This is a genomic window from Sphingobacterium siyangense (assembly GCF_023277505.1).
Taxonomy (GTDB): domain Bacteria; phylum Bacteroidota; class Bacteroidia; order Sphingobacteriales; family Sphingobacteriaceae; genus Sphingobacterium; species Sphingobacterium siyangense.
This window is the reverse complement of sequence record NZ_CP080574.1, coordinates 1,537,174-1,563,762: the sequence shown is the minus strand read 5'-3', so window position 1 is coordinate 1,563,762 and position 26,589 is coordinate 1,537,174. Positions and strand designations below refer to the sequence as shown.

General features: G+C 39.3%; 14 protein-coding genes. 4 read left to right on the top strand and 10 right to left on the bottom strand.

The features are described 5' to 3' along the window. Positions 1 to 106: 106 nt before the first annotated feature. Positions 107 to 742: a DUF4412 domain-containing protein gene (locus tag K2F45_RS06340; RefSeq protein WP_248933174.1), complete on the bottom strand. Its 636-nt coding sequence runs from the start codon at positions 740 to 742 to the stop codon at positions 107 to 109. Between the two features lie 308 nt (positions 743 to 1,050). On the opposite strand from K2F45_RS06340, the gene K2F45_RS06335 reads away from it, so the two are divergent. After that, positions 1,051 to 1,962, top strand: a complete 912-nt coding sequence (locus K2F45_RS06335) for a DUF6624 domain-containing protein (RefSeq protein WP_248933173.1) — start codon at positions 1,051 to 1,053, stop codon at positions 1,960 to 1,962. A gap of 494 nt (positions 1,963 to 2,456) precedes the next feature. Here the strand turns inward: K2F45_RS06335 and K2F45_RS06330 are convergent, their stop codons facing one another. Then, the gene (locus K2F45_RS06330) at positions 2,457 to 2,903 is read right to left on the bottom strand and encodes a nuclear transport factor 2 family protein (RefSeq protein WP_248933171.1); all 447 of its coding nucleotides are present in this window, start codon (positions 2,901 to 2,903) and stop codon (positions 2,457 to 2,459) included. Positions 2,904 to 3,488: 585 nt separating this feature from the next. Here K2F45_RS06330 and K2F45_RS06325 point away from each other — a divergent pair. Next, the gene (locus tag K2F45_RS06325) at positions 3,489 to 6,959 is read left to right on the top strand and encodes a TraB/GumN family protein (RefSeq protein ID WP_248933170.1); all 3,471 of its coding nucleotides are present in this window, start codon (positions 3,489 to 3,491) and stop codon (positions 6,957 to 6,959) included. A 46-nt stretch (positions 6,960 to 7,005) separates the two neighbouring features. Here the strand turns inward: K2F45_RS06325 and K2F45_RS06320 are convergent, their stop codons facing one another. Then, a complete protein-coding gene (locus K2F45_RS06320) occupies positions 7,006 to 7,596 on the bottom strand; it encodes a S41 family peptidase (protein WP_338055437.1) in 591 nt (196 codons plus the stop codon). Positions 7,597 to 7,850: 254 nt separating this feature from the next. On the opposite strand from K2F45_RS06320, the gene K2F45_RS06315 reads away from it, so the two are divergent. After that, complete coding sequence (locus K2F45_RS06315; protein WP_248933168.1) at positions 7,851 to 10,238, top strand: ABC transporter permease; 2,388 nt, start codon at positions 7,851 to 7,853, stop codon at positions 10,236 to 10,238. A 38-nt stretch (positions 10,239 to 10,276) separates the two neighbouring features. Here the strand turns inward: K2F45_RS06315 and K2F45_RS06310 are convergent, their stop codons facing one another. The 4 genes from K2F45_RS06310 to K2F45_RS06295 form a co-directional block, all read right to left on the bottom strand. Then, on the bottom strand, positions 10,277 to 11,092 hold the full coding sequence (locus K2F45_RS06310; protein WP_075991420.1) for a hypothetical protein: 816 nt from the start codon (positions 11,090 to 11,092) through the stop codon (positions 10,277 to 10,279). 92 nt (positions 11,093 to 11,184) lie between these two features. Further along, a complete protein-coding gene (locus tag K2F45_RS06305) occupies positions 11,185 to 12,507 on the bottom strand; it encodes a BNR repeat-containing protein (protein ID WP_075991419.1) in 1,323 nt (440 codons plus the stop codon). 68 nt (positions 12,508 to 12,575) lie between these two features. Next, the gene (locus tag K2F45_RS06300) at positions 12,576 to 13,817 is read right to left on the bottom strand and encodes a DUF2264 domain-containing protein (protein ID WP_248933166.1); all 1,242 of its coding nucleotides are present in this window, start codon (positions 13,815 to 13,817) and stop codon (positions 12,576 to 12,578) included. Positions 13,818 to 13,830: 13 nt separating this feature from the next. Beyond that, the gene (locus K2F45_RS06295; protein ID WP_075991417.1) at positions 13,831 to 14,946 is read right to left on the bottom strand and encodes a glycoside hydrolase family 88/105 protein; all 1,116 of its coding nucleotides are present in this window, start codon (positions 14,944 to 14,946) and stop codon (positions 13,831 to 13,833) included. A gap of 323 nt (positions 14,947 to 15,269) precedes the next feature. Here K2F45_RS06295 and K2F45_RS06290 point away from each other — a divergent pair, with 323 nt between their 5' ends. After that, positions 15,270 to 19,331, top strand: coding sequence for a two-component regulator propeller domain-containing protein (locus K2F45_RS06290; protein ID WP_248933165.1), 4,062 nt, complete (start codon positions 15,270 to 15,272; stop codon positions 19,329 to 19,331). A 73-nt stretch (positions 19,332 to 19,404) separates the two neighbouring features. Here K2F45_RS06290 and lacZ read toward each other — a convergent pair whose 3' ends face one another. From lacZ to K2F45_RS06275, 3 genes are all read right to left on the bottom strand, one after another. Then, the gene (lacZ, locus tag K2F45_RS06285) at positions 19,405 to 22,587 is read right to left on the bottom strand and encodes a beta-galactosidase, LacZ type (protein ID WP_248933164.1); all 3,183 of its coding nucleotides are present in this window, start codon (positions 22,585 to 22,587) and stop codon (positions 19,405 to 19,407) included. 87 nt (positions 22,588 to 22,674) lie between these two features. Next, a complete protein-coding gene (locus K2F45_RS06280) occupies positions 22,675 to 24,429 on the bottom strand; it encodes a family 43 glycosylhydrolase (RefSeq protein WP_248933163.1) in 1,755 nt (584 codons plus the stop codon). Between the two features lie 157 nt (positions 24,430 to 24,586). Beyond that, positions 24,587 to 26,584, bottom strand: a complete 1,998-nt coding sequence (locus K2F45_RS06275) for a RagB/SusD family nutrient uptake outer membrane protein (protein WP_248933162.1) — start codon at positions 26,582 to 26,584, stop codon at positions 24,587 to 24,589. Between the last annotated feature and the right edge of the window lie 5 nt (positions 26,585 to 26,589).

Below are 26,589 nucleotides of genomic sequence, written 5' to 3'. Positions count from 1 at the left end.
CGAAAAAGAAAATGTGCGCATACGAACAGTTTCAAAATAGATTGTTCGCATACGCACACCGCATAAAAAGCCTAGCAAAAGATTACTGTCTGCTGACCAAGTTGATTTATTTCGTTTTCTTTATCGGTGTATCGACTGATATTGCAAAAAAATCGTCAGGAAGTTCCCTCGCTTCTATCTTTTGAGCTACCGATTCCATTTTGAATTGCTCATTATCGACCAGAATTTTCAATGGAACAGACTTGGCTTTTGATAAATAGTAGTTCCAGTTTCCATAACTATGCATCTGATACTTCGTAAAATCAACAGGGTACTTTGATGTGTAGAAATAGGTTGTCTGCCCACCTTGCGTCTTTAAAATCAAGGCATCACAATCTTCCCCCAATATCTTCTCTTTATTCTTAACGAGCTCATAACTTATAACTGCATCTGATTTCACATCGGCATCAAACCAATAAAGTGTGTCGGATCTGCTCGTCTTATTGTAATGTCTATTGGTTTCACCAATATATAACTGCATTGTTATACCGACACCATTTGTGCACGATTTATAATTCCCCGATTTAATAAAATATTCTTGCTTATCACCTAGAAGAATCTTCATTTGTTCACTAGTGACGCTTGAATTCTTACTTTGAAAGCTATTTTGATAAATAATTTCGCCTTCAAATGCTTCTTGAGCATAGCCTTTCAATGTGACGGATAGCAATAATAAAAATAACAATAATCTATTTGTGTTCATTTGATATTAATAAGCTTTTTATGCTATAACTATTAAAGTGGGAACTTCAACCGAGTGTCTAAACTAAATTGAATCACTTTTTGAATATAATACAGGTTAATGCCGCAAACTTAAGAATATTCGTCGTATTTCATTGATTTCACTCAATTAACTGATACACCACTATTGGTCAAGATTTAGTTAAAAAAGAGAATTTTTAATAGGATCGTTATTTTTCAATACATTTTATCTTTTCCAACCAGATGAATAAAAAACACATTCTTATTATTAATGACAATATATTATATTTAGGTATATAAATATAACATATGCTTAAGCCATTTTTTATCTTCTTCTTAATTTTTATTTCCTGTCATGTGAAAGCTCAACAAAGCAGTTCCTATTTTTATTTAAAGAATACCGCAGATAGTTTAATTTTTGAAAAGAAGACACCTGAAGCTTATTTGTTATATCGAAAAATGGTCAAGATTAGTGATATAGATCCGTTTATTGATATAGAATTGGTAAAATTATCACTAAAAGTAAAAGACAATAAAACAGCAGAAAAATATTTAAAGCAATCTATTTTAAACGGTGCTTCTTTAGGAATGCTAGAGGTTGACAGTAATGTGAATAGTTTTTTAAAACAGCATACCAATTGGAGAAAAACCTACGATTCTCTTCGTCAAAAACATCTAAGCAAAATAGCTCATTTGGAGGACCGTACAACTTTACTCAATATGTTGGAAAAGGATCAGGCATTGCGTTCCTTATTGGGAGTTATTGAATACAAAAAAGCCGATTCTCTTATTTTTGCTAGTGACACGGCTAATATGAGGGTAATCAAGGAAATTATTTCGAGAACAGGTTTCCCGAATCTTGAAACTGTTGGCATGGATGGCGTAAACGCTATCTTTATATTATTATTACATACTTTGAATAATGGGATTGAGGATGCCAAAAATATTGAAATTTTGACGCCACTAATGAAAAAAGCGGTATTAGACCTCAAGTATCCACCTTTTAACATGGCCTTAGTTATCGATAGACACCGAGCCATAATCCGTCAAAAACAGATTTATGGATCGTATTGGGAAATGGGTAAACAAAACAAAAGAATTGTTACGCCGATTGAGAACATTGATGAGGTAGATGCACGAAGAAAAGAAATTGGATTACCACCGCTAAGTCTTTTAAGGAACCAAAGAGGGTATGATTTACCTGTGGATTATAAAAACTAATAGATGATTTCGGTTCAAACAAAAAAGACCGAACAATACAGTGCAAATGCTTGTATTGATCTATCAACGAATACTGAGCTCTCAAGGCAAATCATATGCACATATTCGTTGCTTCTTACTTGGTCTTTCTTTGGTGTTTCTTTGCTCTTTGTTCGGGTCTTCTTTGGGATTGGCTTGGGCTTCGTCTGCTATTTCTTTGGTGTTTCTTCGGTGTTTCTTCGGTGTTTCATTGGTGTTTCATTGGTGTTTCATTGGTAAAAAAGCAAAGAAACAGCAAAGGGATACGTATCTATAAGATAACTTGGTTCCTGCCATAAGTGAGCATTTGTCCCGAAAGAAGCAAATGATGATTAGCAAATTCACGTATAACGATGCTGAATGTTAGCCCACGTTTCGTAAGTTAGAGTTAGAAAAACGAACTGTCCGCAATAAAATAAAAAAAGCCACATCTCCTGATGTGGCCCTACAACTTATATATTGAATTAAAATGACTCCTATTTATACGAATTGATCGATTTGGACACTTTCCAGTCATTTCCTTCACGGACAAAAGTCACTAGATCTGTCTTGGTGAAATCCTCAAATTTCAAGATCACCCTGGCTACCATATAATCTGCTGATTCTTCAAGTACATCTGTACTCACTACACAGTTAAGCTTTTCGCCTTTTTGTTTTTTCAAGGACTTAACCACTTCACTACGGCTATTTGACTTCAGGTTTGCCGTTTGGACCTTTTGATTAAAATCTTCGGCAAACAATTGTTCTACACCAGCCGATTCACCTTCAGTCATTACAGCAACATAGTGCTCTAAAGCAAAGTCTGCTGTTGATAGGTTAACGTTTGTTTTTGCTGATTTTGATCCTGGACCTTCAGCTGCCATAGCACATGTTGAAATTGCGATTAAGGCTGCTGCTGCGATTGTTTTTACTAGCGTTTTCATAATATCTTTATTTTATCGTGTAAGTTTTTTCTATTCTTATTTGTTGATTCAAAATTACTGCTCTAGATACTTCTTGCTCACAGACTTTAGATCAACAACGGGTAAAACTCGGTGAATGACTGAAATGAAAAGGTGAACTTCAAAATGCATAAAGAACATAAGATCAATTTTATTAGCTTCGTGCCAAATACTATACCAGTTGTCCTGTGCGTTCAATAACGGCTTCTATAGCCTCTTAAAGCATATTCCATATCTTTTTCAGAAAAAGTAGCTGTACGGATGCGAACAGTTTATAGCGATATTGTTCACATGCGTACACCCTATTAAATGCGGGCTAAAAGATGAATTATACTTCCTGAATTACGCTCATTTAATTAAAACTGAAAACCAGGATTCAACAATTGTGAACAAAAGATTTTAAAGGAGGTTCTGTTGCGCATCTACTGAAATTTATTTATTTTTAATAGATTATTTTGATTTTGAATCTTATATGATCAATTCAATTTTCAGCCATAGTAAGATATGCTACCAAGTAAATAGCTTTAGCTTCATTTCTTAGAACCATAATATTGATCTATCAACCAAATGTATAAATCTGTCAGCGCCACAAAATACACGCAACTCCTTTTATGGGTGTTTATTTTTTCCTGTCTCACTTCGTTTATAAGCAACGCTAATGCTCAAGAAACAAAATACACAAGCTTTTTATGGGAGATTACCGGAAAGGGGCTAACTAAACCTTCTTACCTGTTAGGCTCTGTACATTTAAAAGACCGGCGTCTGATCAACAGCAATGATTCTATATTTGTGGCTATTGCTAATACAGATGCACTGGCTTTGGAAGTACACCCCGATACGCTGTATAAACAGATATGGGATTTTCGATACAGCAAAAAATCAACACTTAAAAAGATAGCGCTTACCGAAGTACAAAAAAAAGAGTTTGTAAAACGCTATCAAAAGGAGTATGGTGTGATGCCGGATTCCCAGCAAATGGCTTCTCCGCTTATTGTTAAATATCTCATGAATCCCAGCAACGATAAACCGGACGATATTACCGCCGTACTGGATGCTTATCTCTATGGCCTAGCCAAATCGCAACGAAAATATATTGTTGGCCTCGAGCCAATAGAAAATCAACTGGATGTTGATGGTAGTAACGAATTGGTTCATCTCGCGAACAAAAGTGATAGTACAAAATACTATAAGTATCTGGAGGATATGATGCAACTGTATAGCTCTGGAGACCTGGCTGGTGTTTGGAACGCGATTTCACCCCATATTGATCTTGAAGAAATGCAAAGAAGGAATAACACGATGCTAAAAAATATAATTTTGCAGCTCGATAAAGGTACGCTCTGCGCGGTCGTGGGGGCCGCTCATCTTGCAGGTGACCTAGGACTCATCCACCTTTTACAAAATGAAGGCTATAAGCTCCGCCCCGTTAAGACAAAAAAAACAGATCTGGCTTCTAAATATAAAATAGACTTCAGTACGATGGAATGGATGCCCCAAAAGGACTCTATCTTTGGATATACTGTCCAATTACCAAAAAGTTATATCTACAGGATAAATACATTGGGTGCAACAAACATCATCTATGGTGATCTGAGCACAGAAACAGAACTGATGGTGTCGGCTCAATTTGTTGGTGATCTGAATGGACTTACTGCGAAAGAAATTTTAAAACAAGAATACGAAAGAAAAACTGCCAAAAGCAAGTTCCCTATTGTATCTCAGCAATTTCTTGAAAAAGATGGTGCCCAAGGTATGCAGTTGATCACCGCAAATAATGGCATGGAGGTTAAATGGGAATTCTGGCTAAAGAACAATACATTATATAGCTTATCGGCCTTTACCAGCAAAAGTCCATTAGACAGGTATTTGTCGGACCGCTTTTTCAATGGCTTCACAATCCTTCCTCTCGACCGCCCCGCTGAAATAGATGAATCTGTCAATGACATTGGTGCTTTTGCAATAAAAATGCCGACGCAAATTCAATACCTTTACCAGACAGGTTCAGAGCAGCTCGGAGATAAACAGCTCCAATATGGCATACATAATTATTTTTCAATGGATAGGGATCGAAAAATAAATTATATGGTTCAGTATCACGATTATCCGATTGGCTATATCATGACTGACAGATCCTTGATGCTGAAAACGCTCAAAAACAGCCTTAAAAAAAATCCAGCGCTTACCGTTACCTCTGTTGAGCCAAGGGAGAAGGAGAATATAACGGGCATGGCAATAAAAGCCCAATTGAACAAATCAAACCTATTCGCAGAAACATGGGTCCGCGGGAACCGAATTTATCAGGTACTTCAGGAAAACCTAGATAAGAATAATAAAGAAATGGATAGCGCTTTTTTTAATTCCTTCCGTATGGTTCCTTTTAAGGAAGCCGACTGGAAAGATTTCACCGTAAACAGTATGAAGCTAAAACTTCCTGCTACATCGTTGATAAAGATAAAAAATGAGGATGTAGCTGAGCAACTTGATAGCGAATCTCATATTTATGCCGCAGCCGACAGCAATTCAAGCACATCCTTTCTCTTGGAAATCACTAAACTGCCTAAATATTATCGGCTCGAAAAAACCGACAGTTTATATGCCGAAATACAGGCTACTGCAAAAAAGAAATCTGAGAAAATGGTCCATTACGACACACTACGATCCGACAATATAACCGCTGCAATCTACACAAGTAGCGATTCATTAACAGCTAACTATCATAAAAAAGCGATCTGGATCAGAGGCAATATATCCTATGGATTTGATGCTATCGGCACACAAGAAACAGTTGAAAAAATAGATATAAACAGGATTATCAAATCCGTCCGTTATACAGGTACTACAGCGAACTTTGACGTATATAGCTCAAAAGCAGCAACTCTTTTTGAAGATATCTATAGCGCTGATTCTCTCGTTAGCCAAAACGCAAAAAACACATTAGAGCTCAGTTACAAATTTGATAAAAATGACCTAGCACTAATTTATAAAACATTGGTCCGAAAACAGGTCGATGACGAGCAGAACAGTGGGCTTCGAAGAAACCTGATCTATAGTTTGGTAAAGAATCATGATGAACGGAGCATACCTCTTTTAAAAAATATACTTAAGGATCCGACAACACCAGACCTGATCAAAATCGCAATCTTCCCGACCATCTATGAAATAGATTCAACACAGCTTGAATGGTATCTCCAGGCATTAAATCATCATCGACCCGATGTTGATTACCAAGTATGGCAATTACTACAGCCTTTACGCACTTCCCATAAATACGTAGCTGAGAATTTAGAACAGGTCATTCCATTATTTGCGATCGATAATTACAGACCTACACTATTGAATATTTGTTTAGAAATCGCTAAGGACAGCACTGTGCGCAATAGCCGTGAAATGGTAAAGGTTTATCTGCCGAATGTAATGAAATATCTAGCCAAAGACCTGTCCAAATTTGCTTCCGAACAGGAATCAGAGGATAGTTTCGATCCTTATTGGATAAGCGATTATGTGAAAATACTGGGTTTATATGATCAAAAAGATTCACTACTAAAATATCAACATCAGTTGCTCGCTAATACACAAATAGGTTATCTGCGAGCCTCCACCGCAACTGAATTTTTGGTTCTCGGTCTGCCATTGAATCAAAAATTAATGGATAGCATCAATGTTAATATATCGCAAAGAGGAGTATTGATGAGGGGGCTTAAAGAGAAAAAACGCGAAGATTTGATAGCCCCCAGGTATAAGGAGCAAATTGAAATTGGAAAAATTGTTGTAAACGATTACATGGAATCCGAATGGGATATGCAGTCGCAACAAATTGATTATCTGGGACAATTGACCGAGAATAATAAAAAGTATTTAGTTTATGCATTTAAAACTGAGAACGATGAGCAAAGCTATCTCTCAATTTATTTACCAGATGACCAAAATAAAGAATGGTCTTATACTTATGAAAACTGTTATTCAGATCTTGAGCCCTTTATCGGAGACTGGAAAGAACAAGCTCTCAAATTGATCCAACAAATGCGTATTGAAGATTAAAACAATAAGCTGATAGCGAAAAACCGAAAAAATGTTCTAATAGAAGTTAAATACCTCCAGAGGTTAAAAACTCAAGTGCCTTATTGATAAATATTGATTTATTTTCTAATATATATTGATGTTGTTCTTTACGGCTTTGAATATTCTCCGGATACGTAATCGTTATATCTGGATTTATTCGTTCTCCAACATCATACGATTTTCCTTTTCTATTGTGCAACAAGGCAGTCATTAAATTAATGGAATATCCTTTATCTACATAATAAAGTTCATTACCTGATGTTAAACCAGCTGACTTTGTTCCGATGACGGTCACATTCTTTTGTCCTAAAAAATGACATGCAGCAATCTCTCCTGAGCTTCCCGTTATTCCCGAAATCAAAATAATTACTGGTATCTTATTATTTACAAGCGGTAAGACTTGAACAGTATCAAATTTAAAATACTTTGCTTCCACATCATTGTCTATATATAAACCATTTTGGGGAATCTGAAATTTATCTACCAAAACCTCCTTTCCGTCTTTGTCCAATGTTCCATCAAAATAACAAAATGTCTGTGTGGTATCTATGAGAGCATGAAAGGGAATGATCATCGGAGCACAACTACCACCTTCATTCTCTGTTAAATCAATAATCCAAGCCTTGGGTTGTTTTCAGCATATCTTCTAGAAGTAATCCAATTTTCCATTTTCCGTTCGCAAGCGAACAGTATTGTTCACAATCGAACAATTTAATACAGCTAAAAAAAACAAACAAAATACTGAATATCAAAAACTTAAAGTTTAGGCAAAACTATTGATGCGTTTAAAACCAATTGATCTCAAGCATGTTGTATGAGATAAAAATGACATGAAATGCAATGAATTTTTAAGATTAAAATTAGGAAATAATGTATAATTACTTAAAAGTCGGTTGGCGGAAATTGTTCAGAAACAAAATCTTCTCCTTAATCAATATACTAGGATTATCGTTGGGCCTAGCCGCATGCTGGATTATCCTCTTATTTGTGAATGATGAATTGAGTTATGATCGTTATTTTACGCAGGCAGACCGTATATATCGCGTTGTTTCCCACGGAAAATGGGATGGTGGTTCCTTTGATATAACGGGAACTGCAGGTCCCCTTGCGAATGTTATTAAAGATGAATTTCCCGGCGTAAAGGAAGCTACCCGATTCGATATTGAGGGCGGTGGTATAATTACCATTGATAATCAACAAACAAAAGTCAACGAAATCTTCCTCGCAGACAAGAATTTCTTCAATCTATTTGACTATAATTTTCTTGCTGGCAATCCTGCAAGGGCATTGGCTAATCCCCAGTCTATTGTACTGACAGAAGACTTAGCCGTACAATTATTTGGATCCGTAGAAACAGCAGTCAATAAAACGCTTTATTTCAATAAATCTGAACCCAGCCTTGTCACGGCTGTTATACAAAATGTACCTCAAAATACACATTTCAGCTTCAGAGCTATCCGTTCCTTTTCAAAAGACTTTAATCCTGATTGGAATCAACTTTACCTTTATACTTACGTACTATTAAAAGATCAGTCATACTTGCCCCAACTTCAAAAAAAACTTCCTTACATCGTAAAAAAATATATTCATGGACGGGACCTCGATTTTGATTATAAAATCGAATTACAACCAATTACAGATATCCATCTGCATTCTAATCTAAGTTATGAGCTTGGCAATAATAGCAATATCAAATATGTTTACATCTTTTCCATTGTCGGTGCATTAGTACTCTTAATTGCGATCGTAAATTATATTAATATCACAACGGCTCAGGCTTCAATAAGGATGAGAGAAATTGCCGTCCGGAAAGTAATCGGATCCAGCACTTTAAATCTAACAAAGCAGTTTCTTGTTGAAACATCTTTAATCATCTTTTGTGCAGCATTGTTAAGCATATTGCTGGCGTCAGCTTTTCTTCCATGGCTAAACCAAATGATCGGTAAGCAATTGGATTTATGGCATTTTGGAATAGGGAAAACCTTACTGTTTGTACTTCCATTTATCGTATTTCTAGTATTCACTACCGGTATTTATCCAGCTTTAGTACTTGCTGGACTAAAGACTATTCCTTCGCTAAAAAATCAGATCGGAACACATGGCTTCCAACATCTACTGAGAAAATCACTTGTGGTTTTTCAATTTGTAATCGCAGTATTGCTTATTGTATCCACCATAGTCATTTTTCTACAATTGAATTTTATGACTACAAAAAACCTGGGTTTCGACAAAAATCAGGTCATGGTTTTCCATCTGGACAATGAATCCACGCGCAATAAAGGTGACGAGCTCAGAAATAGCTTACTTGAAGATAGCCATATTACAGAAGTAGCGTTCGCCAGCAATCCAATTGGGAAAAACGACATTGGCGTGGGGACTTTCAATGTTGAAAATAATGGAAAAATTGATCCCAACTTTACACTCGCCAATACCCTAAAAATCGACCCTAATTTTATCCCGGCAATGCATATTCAACTGGTTAAGGGAAGAAATTTCGACAGTACCATGCCAACAGATAGCACCTCTGTCATTATAAACGCAGCATTTGCAAAAAAACAAGGCTGGACAAACGCGATAGGCAAAAGGATCGAATTTGGAAGAGACACAACTGGAAAATCCATCCTGAAATCTGTTATCGGGGTCGTCGGCGACTTTCATATTTATTCGCTTCAGCACAAAATAGAGCCTCTTATCCTAGAACTTCCAGCTAATAAAATGGAAATGGACAATATTTATATTCGCATGAAATCGACAAATGTAGATCATACACTTTCGCATATAAACAAAGTTTACCGTAAATATGTCCCCGATTATCCTTTAGAATACACATTTTTAGATAAGACCTTTGAACAGCAATACAATTCGGAAATAAAACAGGGTCAAATTCTCTTAATTTTCGCCTTGTTGTCTATCGTTATTGCCTGTTTAGGCTTATTTGGTGTAATTACATTCGCTATCCAATTGCGGATAAAAGAAATCGGTATACGCAAAACATTAGGTGCAACACTCAGCAACCTCGTTTATCTACTGTGCTCTGATATGGTTAAACTGGTCGGTATAGCCCTGTTGATTGCACTGCCGCTCGGATGGTTATTGATGAATCAGTGGCTGCAAGAGTTCGCTTATCGCATTTCGGTCAGCTGGTGGATACTTGTAGGTGCAGGGATGATCGCACTGGTCATTGCTATTCTAACCCTATGTACCAGAGCAATAGCCGCGGCAAAAGCTAATCCGGTCGACAGCTTAAAAGTGGAGTAAGAATTTGTATCCACTATACGTTCGCGTAGTTGAGATTGTTATTGATAAAATTCCTTGCGTACAAAATCGTTTTTATTGAGCTTATTGAGCTCTCTTATCAAATAATAGCGATGTAGAAAACCCGTTAAGACGACAATCTTTTTACCCGGATATATTCGAGCTAGCTCATAGATCTTGGATGCCATTGTTTGATTTCTTAAATCCCAGAAGTCTGACATTAATCTGAATCCATCTTTATAACTGATCTTGTCTCCATCGGGTTTTGTGACAAACCTTTCTGAAAACTCAGACCTTGCATCTGTAATTTTCAGTAATTCTTGATATTGATAATATTGTCTTTTTTCAGCAATGCTATCCGTAGTATGATTATTGAAATTTTCGGGAGATAACGTGGCAATTTTTATTAAATCTCCCGTGATACGTTGAAATTCTTGGTAAATATTGGCTTGCCCGCCGGTCAATTTTTGAGCACGGTACAAACTGTCGATCAATTTAACGGTTAAGTTATCAGTAGGTACCATGCCTTTTTCTTTACGGTATTTGTTTCTTCCTTCAAAATCAAATGGAAATCTCAGGGTTTGTGGATTCTTCATCAAATAAAGATTGCTTGCTTTTATTTCATTTCCCTCTGGGCTATACTGAGCAGTTTCATATTCCTTCATCCCTTCACGGTCTACTTCATGAAGAATAATATCAGGCTTAATATGGTTAAGAATTCCAACCAAAATTTGAGCATTATAATTTGGAACACTATCGTGAATATTTCCGATTACATATAGGACTGTTTTACTTTTTTGTCCAAACACATGTGTAAAGATTAGAAATAACAAAACAAATACGGTTGAATGTTTCATAACGTGCGGTTAACTTTTTATGATTTTTTAATATTTTAGCGCTAGGGTATTAATAGTATTCTCTAATATAAAAAAAAACAGCAATCTCTTTCTCAATCACGCCATTCTACTACCCGTATTGCTGTCGCGGGAGCATCAGCGAGTCCCTCAGCATCCTTTTGCACTGTAGACTGCACAAATAAAGCAACTTTACGTTTCTTTTGCCACAACTGGGTATCATATGTAGGTTCCCAAGCCCCTACGGACTGCTCATAAAGATCAATAATGTCATTTGCCTCTTGATGCATGCCATTCAACCGCAGTATCGAAGGTCGGTAACCGCGCTCTTGATCCCGAAAGACCAGCGTCAACATTATTTTATTGTCTTTTCCGCGAACCAACACCTGGGGCCTGGCGATTGGAATATCCTTTGTTCCACCACCACTCAAACTAAAAGGTGTTTTTCTAAAATCAAAAGACCGGATCTTCCATTCACCCTCTTGTAAATAGATTACCTTATATTGCGGGATCTGTGTTCCTGCATCACGCCAGTAACTAGCGATAAAAGGATTCCCTTTTTCATCCGCAGCGATAGAGGTTTGATTAATCAATTCGTGCTGCTGGGGTATATGGGCCGCATACTCGACCGTAGATTCTTTCATGGGCAAATCGTACCGCATTCCATTACTCTTTTGCCAGGTTAATCCACCATCTTTTGAACATGCATAAGCCATATCATGATTGCTTTCCACGTTGGGACTCTCCCGCCAGACCCAAGAAAGATGTATCGTCCCCCGGCGATCCACATAACTTTGCCAATAGGCATTTCTGCGTCCCTCGCCATCAATCAGATTGCTATGCATCCGCTCCCATTTTTGCTGCTTACTATCGTACTTATTGACCACAAGATTACCGTGGCCGGATCCGCCGTCACGATATAAAAACAATAACTCGCCACTGGGTAACTTTAAGAATTCGGGGTAGGTTACCTTTGATTCATTTTTTCCTAGCATGGCTTGCTCATAACCCAGCACAAGACTATTGGGGTGAAGGGTACGTGCGTATCTCAATTTGCTGTCATGCTGATCCCAGCAAACGTGGAGATATCCAGCCTTATCCACCATAATACTAATCACATTATGAGCATCCTTCACATGCCCAGTATAACCGGTACGTCGCAACTTCCATACCTTGCCAGAAAGTAATCGCTGGCCTAAAACTACATATCCAGCTTCATCATAATAAGCGATATATTGGTATTTACCATTGCTGGTTAATGAATTTTTACGAAATACGGTTGTGTTGATCGTGTTCTTTGCCCAGCCATTTCCGACAAGCGTATTCTTAATTTTCTGCCCTTGTGCATTATAAATAAACAAGAGACACGCGCAAGTGAGCATCCCCACTCTTACTAGTTGATTTAGATATTGCTTCATTGAATTTTTTATACACTTCTTGAGTCACCAGATCCTTTTGAAAGGAGTCTTATTCCCGGAATTTGGGGTTATTGAATGGCTTTACCCTGATCTTTATGCCAGTCCTGTCCTGACCAAATACGCCGTGCACTCCAGTCGCTTGCTTCACTTGTCCAAAAAGAATCTCCGTCGGGTAATCCCAAAGGCAAAAAAATTACTGAACATAAATAGGGACTCCCCTGATTATTGTATGGATCACCCAAGCCCGGCTGATTACCATACATACCCAGCGTCAACCAGCCATTTTCATACGTATTTGGGTTTTCGGTCGATTTTTTCAATACCGCAGACAGGGCAGCCTTCACCTGTCCTTCGCTAAGTTCCCCGGGGAGCCGTCTCTTGAACGCCATATCTGCAAGATGATGGAAAGCTGCCGCGCGATAGATTACAGACCTTCCTGTCGGGGGAAAACTACCGTCGGCATTGATCAACCGCTCCTGAATAATGGCATAGCGCTCATTTCGAAGCTTGATTTTTGCAAACATCCCATCATAGTTTTTAGTTTTCAACTGTATGAAATCCATAATTCCGGCCAAGAAGGGATGGATAACATAACTATTATAGTAATCAAACGCATAATGCGGACCATCCATATACATTCCATCTCCAACATACCACTGTTCCAATTGCTGCAGCGCATAATCAACGCGCATCACATCCCAATCATCCGAATATTTCGCTAAAAAAACTTCATTCATTGCTGAAAAGAGTAACCAATTTGAATAAGCCGGTCGAAATTGGCGCGTAATTTTTATAGATGCTACCAAATTCTTTTTTGTCTGATTGTCGATATGATCCCACAACCAAGGACTACGCATAAATCCCAAAGCGATAAACGAGGCATCAACAAGCTGTTGGCCACCGAGATCAAAACGCATAAAATCACGTGCATTGCTGTCCAAAGCATTTTTAAGTGCTTGAACAGTCCATGCTCTATATTGATCGCGTAACTTTATCTCTTCAGCCGAACCGCCATCCAAGGAAAGCCAGGGTGCTATGCCTGACAATACCCTTCCCAAGACTTCAACATATTGTACTTTGATGCGCTGTTCCTTATTATCCACGTGTATAGAAGTCATTTGTGGCATAGTTAACCGCAGGCTATCATGGGCCAGACTGCGGAGAACGGGACGCAGCATATGATCCATTTCTTTAAGCCAAAAAGCTCTATCCGTCTCTTTTGTTGATGCAGGTTTCTTCTTCACGCCCTGTCCAAAGACAGTATGGCCTATCAGAAGAATAACAAAGAACAATAAAATCTTATTTTTCATTTTCAAATCCAATCTATTTTTGAGCTAAATAACGATACATTTCCGAGCCGGCTAATAAAAACGCACCTACACCAAAAGGAGCTGTAGAGTTGGTATCCACCACCTGTCCGGGGATAGCTTTTTCACCAATAGGTTGTACATACCCAATTCTGCCATCGGGTTGTAAAGCGATCTCACTAAGATATTTCCAGCCTTTAACCGCAGCATCTTTAAATTTAAAATCGCTTAGCAAGCCATTATTTATTCCCCAGAGCAACCCATAAGTAAAAAAAGCCGTTCCGCTTGTTTCCCTGCCGGGAGCATGCTCGGGATCTAACATGCTTCGAGTCCAGAATCCCTCCTGCTGTTGGCAATTAATGATAGCGGCCGCCATATCCTTAAAGCGCTCCTGATAGTAGGTATAATGTTTATCCTCCTGAGGTAGATCTTGAAGAACCTTTGCAAATGCAGCGAACACCCAGCCATCGCCACGAGCCCAAAAATCCTTTTTGCCATGTAAACTCTGGTGTTTGGGGAAGACATATTTTGCATCGCGGTAATACAATTTCTCTTCCCGATCAAACATGATACTATCGGCATATTGTAAATAAGCATACATCTTATCCAGATAAAGTGAATTGCCTGTCAATTTGTACATTTTAGCCATCACGGGCATCACCATATACAAACCATCGGCCCACCACCAATAGTCCTGTTTATTGGAGTGGATCTGATATTCCATCACTTCCTGAGCACGTGCAATCTTTTCAGGGCTTGGCGATAAATGATAGAGATCGATATAGGTTTGAAAACAAATTTGCCAGTCACCAAAAAGAACGTGTTCGTCTGTTTCCCCATAGTTGTATTTCCAAAGTTGCGTATTGGTAGACTTGGCACCTTTCCAATCATTGTATCTGGCCCAATCCTCAGCATATTTTAAGTCGCCCGCTGATTTTGAAATCTTATAGAATTCCATATTTCCGGTATGATAAGCTGCCTGATCCCAAAAAGCCCAAACCTCGGGCTTATGATGAGACTGCCAGTATTGATTTGCCTTACTTAGCTGAGCAAGTACGGTTTCTTTGTTCAGTTGCTGTCCAAATGAAAAATGTCCTACAAACAATAGACATAAGATTAAATTGATCCGCATATATTTAGATGTATAGTATTTTTTGATAAACGAGCACAAAAGCTACTTTAAATTGGTTTGTACACTATTTAATGGATACACTCATTACTTTCTTCTCGATTTTTTTTGCTTTATAAAGCAACAATGTTAGCTGTAATACAGGCCCTTTTATATAAACGTACAATATACACTTATTTTAAAAAACAATCGTATCTTTAGCCATACAATCTTCAATTTGACTGTTTTCAATTGCAAATAGTCGTTTTCAAGATAATAACCTATGATAAGGATAAATCGATAATTTTACCTGATATCGGAAATACCATACGAACAAAACTGCTAACATGCCTAGTTTCAACAGACTCCCATATTCTCGTCAGGCCTTAATCCTGGTATTCGTTCTCATCCTTGTTCACTCAAGTATGCTGAGCCTAGCACAATTTCCCAAGGAGATGAATAGAGGTTTATCCAATAGTTCGGTGAAATCCATATTTCAGGATAGTCAGGGCTTTATGTGGTTCGGTACCTTCGACGGGCTTAACAGATTCGACGGTTACGATATAAAAACCTATAGAAACCAGCTAAATAACGAAAATAGCATTCCGCATAATTATATCTATTGTATAGCAGAAGACCACAATAAAAAATTGTGGATAGGAACCGGTCAAGGGATTGGAACCTACGACCGAAATTTTGATACCTTCTCCCGTTTAAATTATAGAGACCAAAAATCGAAACGGTTATATCATCTCAACGCTGACACAAAATCCATTCAAATCGATAGTGACAATAATATTTATATAGGCACAAACGGCTGGGGGCTATTTTACAAAAGTCATAAAGAAGCATATGCCATGCAAATCGCTTTTAAAGATTATAAATCGAACCTATCCAGCTTATACTACCATGTATCCGCCACACATATTGATGCGGCAGGCGGGGTATGGGTTTTTATAGAGGGAAGCGGATTATATGCTTTCGATAAAAAAACACAGCAGTTGCATCTTGTATCAAAGGTTATTACCAGTGCAACCTCTATGGTTAGTACAAACAGCGGTGAACTCTTTATTGGTAATTACGAAGGATTATTTGTTTGGAAAATCAAAGACGGCATGCTTTCGACATTGTATCCGCAGGAGCTTAAATCGAGTCAGATCAATATGCTGACGTTGGAAGGACAAAACAAACTTTGGATAGCCACCCAAAACAATGGCATTTTTATACTTAACCTATCTCATGGAAATGCAGAAAACAAAAGTAATCTACAGCCTGTTCAATTTTCACTGAATAGCAAGACCATTTATACGGTTTACATAGACTCCCAGCGTAAAATATGGATCGGCACCGGAAAGGGCGGCATTGAGACGATTGATAACAATGGCTATAAATTTAATTATTTACAGCAGAAACATTATGCGGGATTTAACTTGGCGCACAAATTTGTCCGTTCTTTTGTTGAATATGATAACAAGATCTGGATTGGTACCGAAGGCAATGGTCTTTATGCATGGGATAACAAGACCAATCAGGTTCAGTCATTTCAAAAAGGGCCACAGCAATTGCCAGACAATACGGTAAACCATCTTTTGACTGGAACTAATGGAGAATTGTGGATCGCAACCGAAATGGGCATTGCGCGTTACATAAAGGGCTCGGGTTTTAAATATTATGTTTGTAGAACGCCAACTGGGGTTCTAAATAACAGTATACAGTTACTTTTTAAGGATCAGGATGAAAAGATCTGGGCAGCGACATTTTCCGAGGGAAGAGTATATACATATAATCCAACAAGCGACCAATTTGAAGTATTCAGCGAAGACATCTATGATATCAATTGTATGACTGATGATCAGAAAGGTAATATCTGGATGGGGAATTACAATGAGATTATACAGCTAAACAAGCAGACGAAAAAAATCTCCAGATATTTAATCGGAAAACCTGTTCGTGCCATTCAGCTCGGAAAAAACAACAGACTTTGGCTGGGAACAGAAGGAAAGGGGCTCTTGGCATTTGATATCAGTTTAAAAAAGATTGTCGAAAATTATTCCACAAATGAAGGATTGAGCAACAATGCCGTACTTAATATTTTGGAAGATAAAACTGGAAAATTGTGGTTAAGCACCTTTAATGGGCTTTCGAAGTTCGATCCTTCCACTAAAAAATTTGTACGGTACGAGGAAACTGACGGACTTCAAAGTAACGAATTTTCCTATGGGGCAGCTCTTAAGCTCAAAGACGGCCATCTTCTTTTCGGAGGGAACAACGGTTTTAACATCTTTGACGCCGATAGCATTAAACTGAAAATTTATGAACCTGCCTTAGCTATCACAAGCCTTAAAATTAACAATAAAAAGATTGCCGACCTGAGCGACCGGGTCGATATTGGAAAAGATCATAGCATTCATAAATTGACGCTCCCCTACAATCAATCCACTTTTTCGCTGGAGTTTGCAGCCCTGGAGTTTGATTCCCCACAAAAGATAAAATACAGGTATCTATTGGAAGGATTGGACAAAGGATGGAACGATGCAGGGTCTACCCGATCAATAAATTACAACGGTCTGCATGAAGGAACTTATATTCTGCATATTCAATCGACCGACTCGGAAGGCAATTGGACGAATAAACAGATTAAGCTCGAGATTCAAATTCTTCCGCCTTGGTATAGAAGCTGGTGGGCCTACCTGCTTTACACGCTGGTTATTGCCTATATCGGACTATGGTATTTGCGCTATCGGAGAAGGCAAATCGCTTTAAATTACGAAATACAGCTTTCAAAATTTACCATTCAGAAAGAAAGAGAACTCAATGAAAAGAGGCACGCATTTTTCACGAATATATCGCATGAATTTAGAACACCACTGACCTTAATTATTAATCCGATTAAAGATCTGCTTAAGACCAAAAACGAGTCCAAGGACAACGCTTCCCTTCAGGTTGTACACAGAAATGCCAAAAGGCTGTTGAGCTTGGTGGACCAGCTGCTTGTATTTAGAAAAACAGAGGACGGTGCCGAACAGCTCAAAACCAGTATTTTTGACTGCCAAAGCTTTATGAAAGAAATATTTCTATATTTCGCTGCTCAGGCAAAATTGCAAAAGATAGATTATCAGTTCCAGGAGAATTCCGATCCGATTTATGTCAATGCCGACAAAGAAAAAATTGAGATCATCTTATGCAATCTCATATCAAATGCCTTTAAATTTACGCCTTCCAATGGTGCTATCCATATTGCCTTATCGCAACAAGGTCGGGAATTAACCATTCAGATCAAAGATTCGGGAAAAGGTATCCCCGAACATCTTGGCGATAGGATCTTTGACAAATATTTTTCGGATCCACTCAATGGTCCCAAAAAACAAACAGGATTCGGGATTGGGATGTACCTTGTCAAAACTTTTGTTGAAATGCACGCCGGAACAATAAGTTACACGAGTTCAGCAACAGCGGGAACAACATTCGACCTCATTTTGCCTATCTTAGCAAAACAAACCCCAGCCGAAGAACCTTTGGCAGATGTAGCGCTTTACAACGAGTCGGGAATTCAAATGCTATACGATTCGCAAGTGGCGACGGAAACCGTTCCCTTATTCCCGACAGCGATATCAAGCAAAAAATTCAGTGTCTTATTGGTCGACGACGACGATGCTATCCGCAGCTACCTTACCGACATTTTTAAGGTAGAATACTCGGTCTATAATGCCCATAATGGTGTTCAGGCACTCGATATGATCAAGCAAAAACAACCTGATCTGGTAATAAGTGATATTATCATGGAAGGGATGGATGGATTGTCACTTTGCAAAGCCGTAAAATCTAATGCTGCACTCAACCATATTCAAATCATCCTACTTACCTCAAGTACCTCTGACAGCACTAAATTGGCCGGAATTCAATATGGTGCCGATGATTATATCCATAAGCCATTTGATTCGGAAATATTGTTGCTCCGGGTCAAAACATTACTACAGAACAAGAAGAACCTTCAGGACTTTTTCTTTAAAGCGATTACGCTACAGTCCAATGAGCTAAAGATACCGATCACAGACAAGCTATTGATAGAACGGTGCATTGAGATTATTGAAGAGAACCTGTTGGAAGAACTGACTGTAATAAGTCTTGCCGAAAAAACAGGCATGAGTCATTCTTCACTCTATAAAAAAATTAAAACTATTTCAGGCAAATCGATCAATGAATTTATCAGGTCGGTACGACTAAAAAAAGCAGCCGAAATGCTCATATTGACGGATTCAAAAATTAATGAAGTAGCTAACTTAACAGGTTTCTACGACCAACGCTACTTTAGACAGCAGTTCAGCAAATTGTTTGGCCATACACCTTCCGACTATGTCAAAAAGTATCGAAAAGCGTTTCAGAATGAATTCCATGTCGATCGGCCTTAGTCTGAATTGCCGAAAAATAAAATAAGCCCTGTACAACAATTACGAACAGCTGTTGCTGTACAGGGCGTTATATTTATTCGACTGGTTTTATGATAAAGGAGAATGTATAATTTTTATAAGGCAATGTATATTCATTCAGCGGCCATGCTCCCCAACTATTGATTCCACCCACACCCATTTGTCTGAGGTCAATATTAAGTTGCGTTTGCTTTCTTTTAACAAGGTCAGCTGCATGACGTTGTTGTCGCTTGAGACCATCGTCCAAATCTTTGTCAAAGTAATGCAAAGCGCTCATACTAAATGTAGAATCAGACGTAAAGAACAATCCCCGACCTTGTTTATTTTTTATTTCCATCCATCTGATATCGGTCTTATTGCCTGTCTCCTGTGGCATTACATAGGGGAAATACTGTTGATCAACGGTCTGTTTATAAATTCCGACATGTGATGCAAAATTACGATCGATGTAGTTCTCCTCTGGTCCCCTACCGTAGTAATTAATCGCCTCAAAGCCAGATGGCATAATCCATTGCATACCGAAACGTGGCAGAACTGCAACCTTTTTTGTGGTGTCGGCAAGGAATGACTGAGAAACACGCATTTCACCTAATTGATTAATGCAGTATTTCATTTCTAGTTGCCCATATACCTGAGGCATCTGGTAGGTCGCATATACATAGGCCAGGCTATCGATTAATTCGGATCTAATTTCAAGCAGTTCAATCGAATCCGCAACCAGTTTCCAAGGTTTCAGTTTTTCCGGCGTATTGGCACCGAAATCGTTATCATTCGGCGCACGCCAGAAATTAGTCTTAAATAGCGCATGTTCATCCAAAAAATCCTGTCCTTTATAATGATATTTCGCCAACCATCCTGATTTAAGGTCAAACTCCATCAGTAGCTGTTTTGCCGTGACAATCAGATTTCCATCTTTTCGCTCTGTCTTGATTTTGCCCTGTGCCAAAATAGCTGTTTTAGGCTGAAAAGAGCCCCCCAGAGGTAACTGTTCAGTTGCAATAAGATGCCCCATAGGAAGTAAAGCCTCGGCTTTTTTCAATCGATAAGTCAGATTCAGAAATTTTTCCCCCGGAATATCTGCTTTATAAGGAATCGATAGTACAGCAGATTGTTGAGGCAACACATTCAAATGCTTGATTAAACCAGATTGCGTTTTTTTTCCGTCAACAATAAGCTCCCATTGAAGTTCAACATTTTCAAGTCCAGTAAAAAAACGTTCATTGTAAACCTGTATCTTTTTCTCGTTCAATAGGCTACTATGGATATCTTGATATACTTTTTTCATTTCCCAAGCATGTGGATAGGGTGTTCTATTGGCATAAAAAATTCCTTTGGAAGCATAATTCCAGTCCGTTATGGCTTCTTTAGGTTCATAATCTCCGCCATAGGTATATACCGTATCGCCTTTAGCATTGGTTTTAACAAAACATTGGTCCACAAAATCCCAGATATATCCGCCTTGAAATATTCCTTTGTTTGCCCGAATGATGTCCCAATAATCCTTAAAGTTTCCCAATGAATTCCCCATGGCATGTGCATACTCACATTGAATAAAGGGTCTTTGAGGCTTTGGGTTACGCGCTGCATAATTTTTCATTGCGGATGGACTTGCATACATAGGTACAATCAGATCCGTATTCCAGTCAAATCTTAATTCCCCATAATTATTCACTGCCCTTTCGTATTGTACAGGGCGACTTTTATCGAGCTCTTTCATCCGGAGGTAGGCCCGATAGAAATTGTAGCCATTTCCGGCTTCGTTGCCCATACTCCAAATAATTACGCTAGGATGATTCCGATCGCGCTGAATAAGGCGTTCAACACGAGCAACATGTGCTTTCTCCCAGGTCGGCCTATTGGCCATCGTATAGGACAGGTCATAACCCATGCCATGTGATTCGATATTAGCCTCATCAATTACATACAATCCATATTGGTCACAGAGCTGCAACCAATATTCGGCATTGGGATAGTGGCTGGTACGAACAGCATTGATATTAAATTTTTTCATGAGCTGTATATCGCGCAACATACTTTCTTTCGAGATCACATGACCAGTAACGGGATCTGTTTCGTGCCTGTTTATTCCCTTGACAAGTATAGGCTGTCCATTAACGAGCAACAGACCTTCTTTGATCTCAACCCTACGGAAGCCCACTTGCTGGGGAACGATCTCGCTGAGTTTGCCCTTAGGGTCTGTAAGTTTAACAGTCACCTGGTATAAATTTGGCATTTCGGCCGACCATAGTTCAGGATGGTCTATGGTCTGTTCAATATCCACTTCCTGTCCGTCGACTTTAACAGTTGCAATTGACACAAGCCGACCGTTTCTATGAAGTGTAACCTCTGCCATTAGATCCCCATGACTGGCCTGGTTAAAGATCAGCTTAGTATTTAACTGTCCTTTATCAAAGGCATCATTGAGGGTCGGCGACAATTGAATATCACGTAGATGCACTGGTTGCCGAACCAGCAGATAACAATCTCGCGTAATTCCACTAAGGCGCCACATATCCTGATCCTCCAAATAATTTGCGACTCCCCATCGCATGACACGCATTGTAATTAGATTTTTTCCTTTTCTCAAATATGCTGTTATGTCAAACTCGGATGGTAATTTGCTATCCTCCCCATACCCGACATATTGACCGTTTACCCAAACAGATAGATTCGATTTGGCTGCCCCAATATGGAGAATTACGGGCTTTCCCTGCCAATCCTCGGGAATAACTACCTCACGGCGATACACAGCCGTAGGGTTGAAATCCATCGGCACAATTGGTGGATTTGGTTTCCCGATTAAATAGGTAAATTCAAAACCGGAGGTAGTATACATCGGGAAACCGTATCCATTGAGTTCCCAGTTTGCAGGCACCTGAAAATTATCCCAATGACGATCGTCATAAGTTAATGATTCAAAGTTAGCAGGTAGTTTTGAAGGGCTATTTACCCATTTAAATTTCCAAGAACCATTCAAACTTAAATACGCAGAGGATTCACGCCAATCGCTGTTGATGATCTGAGACGTATGCGGAAAGGTCACAAAATCTGTATGCATGGGCAGCCGATTTTCTTCGGTAATCGTTTCATCTAACCAAGGGATCCCTTTTCGGACAACAGTATCTTGCTGTTGCATTTTATTCCGCTCATAAGTCAAGGTAATACTGGATTGCGCATACCCCAAAGTGAAGACACAGCTATAGAGTAGAATAAGCACTAATTTATTCAGAGATTGCATTTTTTATTATTTATCGATTAATAAATCATTTCAAAAAAGATTGATTTGTTTAACTGAATCTAGGTTAAATACAGCTATATGATCGAACTAATGAAATACACTTAAATCCCACTGATCCTTCCAATTTATCTGTACTTTTTCATTCTGGAGATCAACCGGTAGCCAGATATATCTGCTATCCATAAGATCTTTGGGATTCCAGCGGTCGGCCATAAAGATAAAGGAATCCTTTTTTCCTGCGACAGGAAGGATAAATGTCGATTGGCCACCATAAGTCAAAGCCGAATTCGGTCCTTGCATTGGATCACCAAGGGATTTCCAAGGGCCAAAAAGATTTGTAGCAACATGGAGTTCTGCACGATTTGGATCCCAGCCAGTACATCCACTGGTGATCAGATAATACTTATCTTTGTACTTGAATAAAGCCGGGGCTTCCCTATGATTCCGGAAGAGTAAGGAATCTTTCGCTGTCACATGCAGGTAATCATCGGTTAATTGAACCAGGCGTAAGGCATAGTTTTCGTCCGATGAATAGATTTGGTAAGCCTTACCATCAGTGTCTACAAATAAACCCATATCGCGTGACATATTGTTATTTGGCCGGAAGCTATGGACAAACTGAAACGGCCCAAGCGGAGAGTCACTGGTAGCAACGGCGGCCCTGGCTGCTGCATAGCCTTGCCCTTTCAACTCAAGATGGAACCACATCACATATTTCTTCAGCTGTTCTTGATAGATAACCTTTGGCCGCTCCATAATACAGCCCCAAGCAATATCGCTTGTAGAATCTGTGCTAGGTGTGAGAGCCAATCCTTCAAACTTCCAGTTATACAAATCATTGGATGAGTACACATTGACTCCCTGGGACGTAGTTCCGCCACGTTTCTCACCATACCAATAATATTTCCCATTTTGATGAAGTACGCCACCGCCATGCGCATTGATCACATGACCGGATTGGTCTTTCCATATTTCCCCTGGCGTAAAACTATGCATCTCAGCATGTTCCTTTTTTTGATAAACCCGGACATAATCAATTTCATATTTTGCAGGAAGTAATTTATCAGCTATCGTGCCGCCATTTATTCCGCCGAGGGCCAAATTTAACAGGAGATAATGCGGTTGGGTAAACGGATTGAATCCTGTACCATCCCGATTGACCAATTGATCCATAGGAACGTGAAGCATTTCTATATCGTCCACATAAAGCGTAATAGCGTCTTCATTCCAAATCATTCGCCAAATATGGAACTGATCTGCCCACGCCTTTCCGCCAAGATCTTTGACGGCTTTCGTCTTACCAAACCAATGTGCTTTCCAGCGTTGGTCAGTACCGGTTGCGATATTAGCCAATATATTGCCACGGTAATATTCCATGATATCTATTTCACCATTGGATGGCCATTCTTTGGTGGTGCCTAATGTCCAGAATGCAGGCCAAAGGCCCTCACCAACTGGGATACGCGCCCGGATTTCAAAAATCCCGTATTTCCAGCTCTGCTTGCCCAAAGTATTTATCGAAGCCGAAGTATAGGTTATCTTTTTACGGCCGGCAATCCAATCATGACTGCCCTGAATAAAACCCGGATGATTACGTTGTTCTTTTTTTGCTTCAATAACCAACAGGCCATTACGACAAGAAGCGTTTTCCTTTTGATACCACTGCTCTTCCCGGTTACGTTTGAAACCTTCTTCGTAACTCCATTTAGCCGTGTCGGGCGCACCATTATAATCAAACTCATCCGACCATACCAATTTATACTGTGGTGGGATGGGCTCTTGACTATATGCGGCAAAACAACTTGACAGCAAACTAAGACAGACAGATAAAAGTTTTTTCATGATTTAGTTTAAGTTTCTTCGAGCTAACAGCTCTTGATGATCAGTAAACAAAAATATCCCCCTTTTTCTGCGTGATCAAGGGGGATATTGAGTCAAAAAGAGGGATATATTCGTATTTGTGTAATAATGAGATGACACATATCCATTTTCATATTTTCTACAGTCCGGTTGGGGCAGTTCCACTGATAAGTGACCATCCTGGATTTTGATAAATAACAGAGTTTTCTGCTGTTCCATCATCCGAAGCCAACTGGAAATGCTCTGTGGCAATAGGTGCGAGGTAATGCGCCATGGCAAATTTTACACCGGTATAAGACAGGGCATTACTTCGGATCTCCAATGGTCTGAGGTATTCACTCCGTGCGGGATCTGAAACGACAGATTTGTCATTGGTAGCACCATAAATCAATTGTTCGGGTGTATACCAATCTTTCATCGGTCCCCAAAGTTTAAAACCTTCAAAATGGTCTGCTGTTGTAATCAGCTGATCCATTGCCCGCCAACGCTTAAGATCCATCCAACGTAGACCTTCAGCCATAAGCTCACTTCTGCGTTCGCGACGTATATTGTACAATGTTGGTGATATAAACTGTCCTGCAGAATACGCGCCCCAATCTTTCTTTTCTTTATCCATTTGCGTTGCCGCAATGGTCGCATTGAAATCAGGATCGACTTTAGCCCGTGTACGCAGTGCGCGCCAATAGGCCTGTGCCTTCGTATCTAAATTTTGATTCTTTTCATAACAAGCCTCCATATAATTGAGGTAGGCCTCGGTGGCTCGGAAGGTAATGCTACCCGTAAATCCCTGACCGTTGAGCGTTTGTAAACCGTCGTATGAAATGCCTTTACGAATTGTATAACCTGTTGTGTAACGTCGTTCCCAATCGGTATCGTATACAGTCGGAGTGGGCTCTATGAGCGTGTAGTGAGTACCCTGTCCAATATTGACCAATACATTCTTTTGGCCAGGTTCTTTTAAAAACAATTGTAAACGGCCATCGCGATTCTTCCGAACATCTGCTATGTAATTATCACCAGCATAACCGCTGCCCGAAGCGTAAATAGGCAGTCCATTGGACATCAGAAAGCTTTCGACAAGGCCGCGTGTCAAACCAACCGCATAATTTCCGCGTTGTGCATACACAGGCACATTATGTGTCACCAGGCTTTGATTATATTGACGCCACAGCAATACTTCACCATAACTCGACATATCTACTGCGCCAAACATGCTGAAGTAAGGATTCTCGTTGTTGGCAGATTCTATAATTCCGGTATTATTTTCCAGTTGAATATTGTCAGCAACAGCAGAAGCCGATTCCATGGCCTGCGTTAAAAAGTAGTCGATCTCTCCGGTAATACTTCCAGTCGGGAATGCATAATTGCTATTGTATGATTTTGCAGCACCCGGCCAGTTTGGTCCTTTAGGGACGAATGCGGTTCCGCTGAAGTATTTGAGCCATGTACCCTCATACAAAGCCACTCGGGATTTGAACAGTTGCGCGACATTTTTTGAGATCCGCTGTTTCTTGCCGTCCGGCGAACTTTGGTTCAGCAAGGTAATAGCCGAATCCAAGTCAGAAAGAATAAAACGAGCCACTTCATTTCTTGGCGAACGCTTACTTGCTTCTACCAAAATATTCTTGTCCTTATCCGACATCACATTGCGAATAATTGGGAAATCACCTAAGGCCTGTAATTTCCCAAAGTAAACGTAGGCCCGTAAAAAATAGGCTTCACCGATATAATGTGCAATGTTACTTGAATTTCCGAGAATACGATTTTCTTTCCATTTGGGAACCACCGTATTTATAAAATAATTCATCTGATAAATACTTGAAAAATCCCAGTCGCCGCCATTCGATCCTACGCGCCATTGGCCTGGAATAAACTTGTTATCGAGTGTTGGAATAGCCATATTGTCTGTATTTCCGTCTATGCCGAAAGTGCCAAATGACCAGTTGCCGTGTGAAGGAAATAGGCCCGCATATTGATTTACGGTATAAGCAGCTAGTTGTGACTCCTCATCCAGATAAGCTTCAGGTATAATGGACGAAGGGGGTGCAATATCCAAATATTTATTGCAGGAAGCTAGACCTACCAAAGCGACAAGGCCCAATTGCATCAATCTAAAAATAGTACTATTGAATTTCATAATAA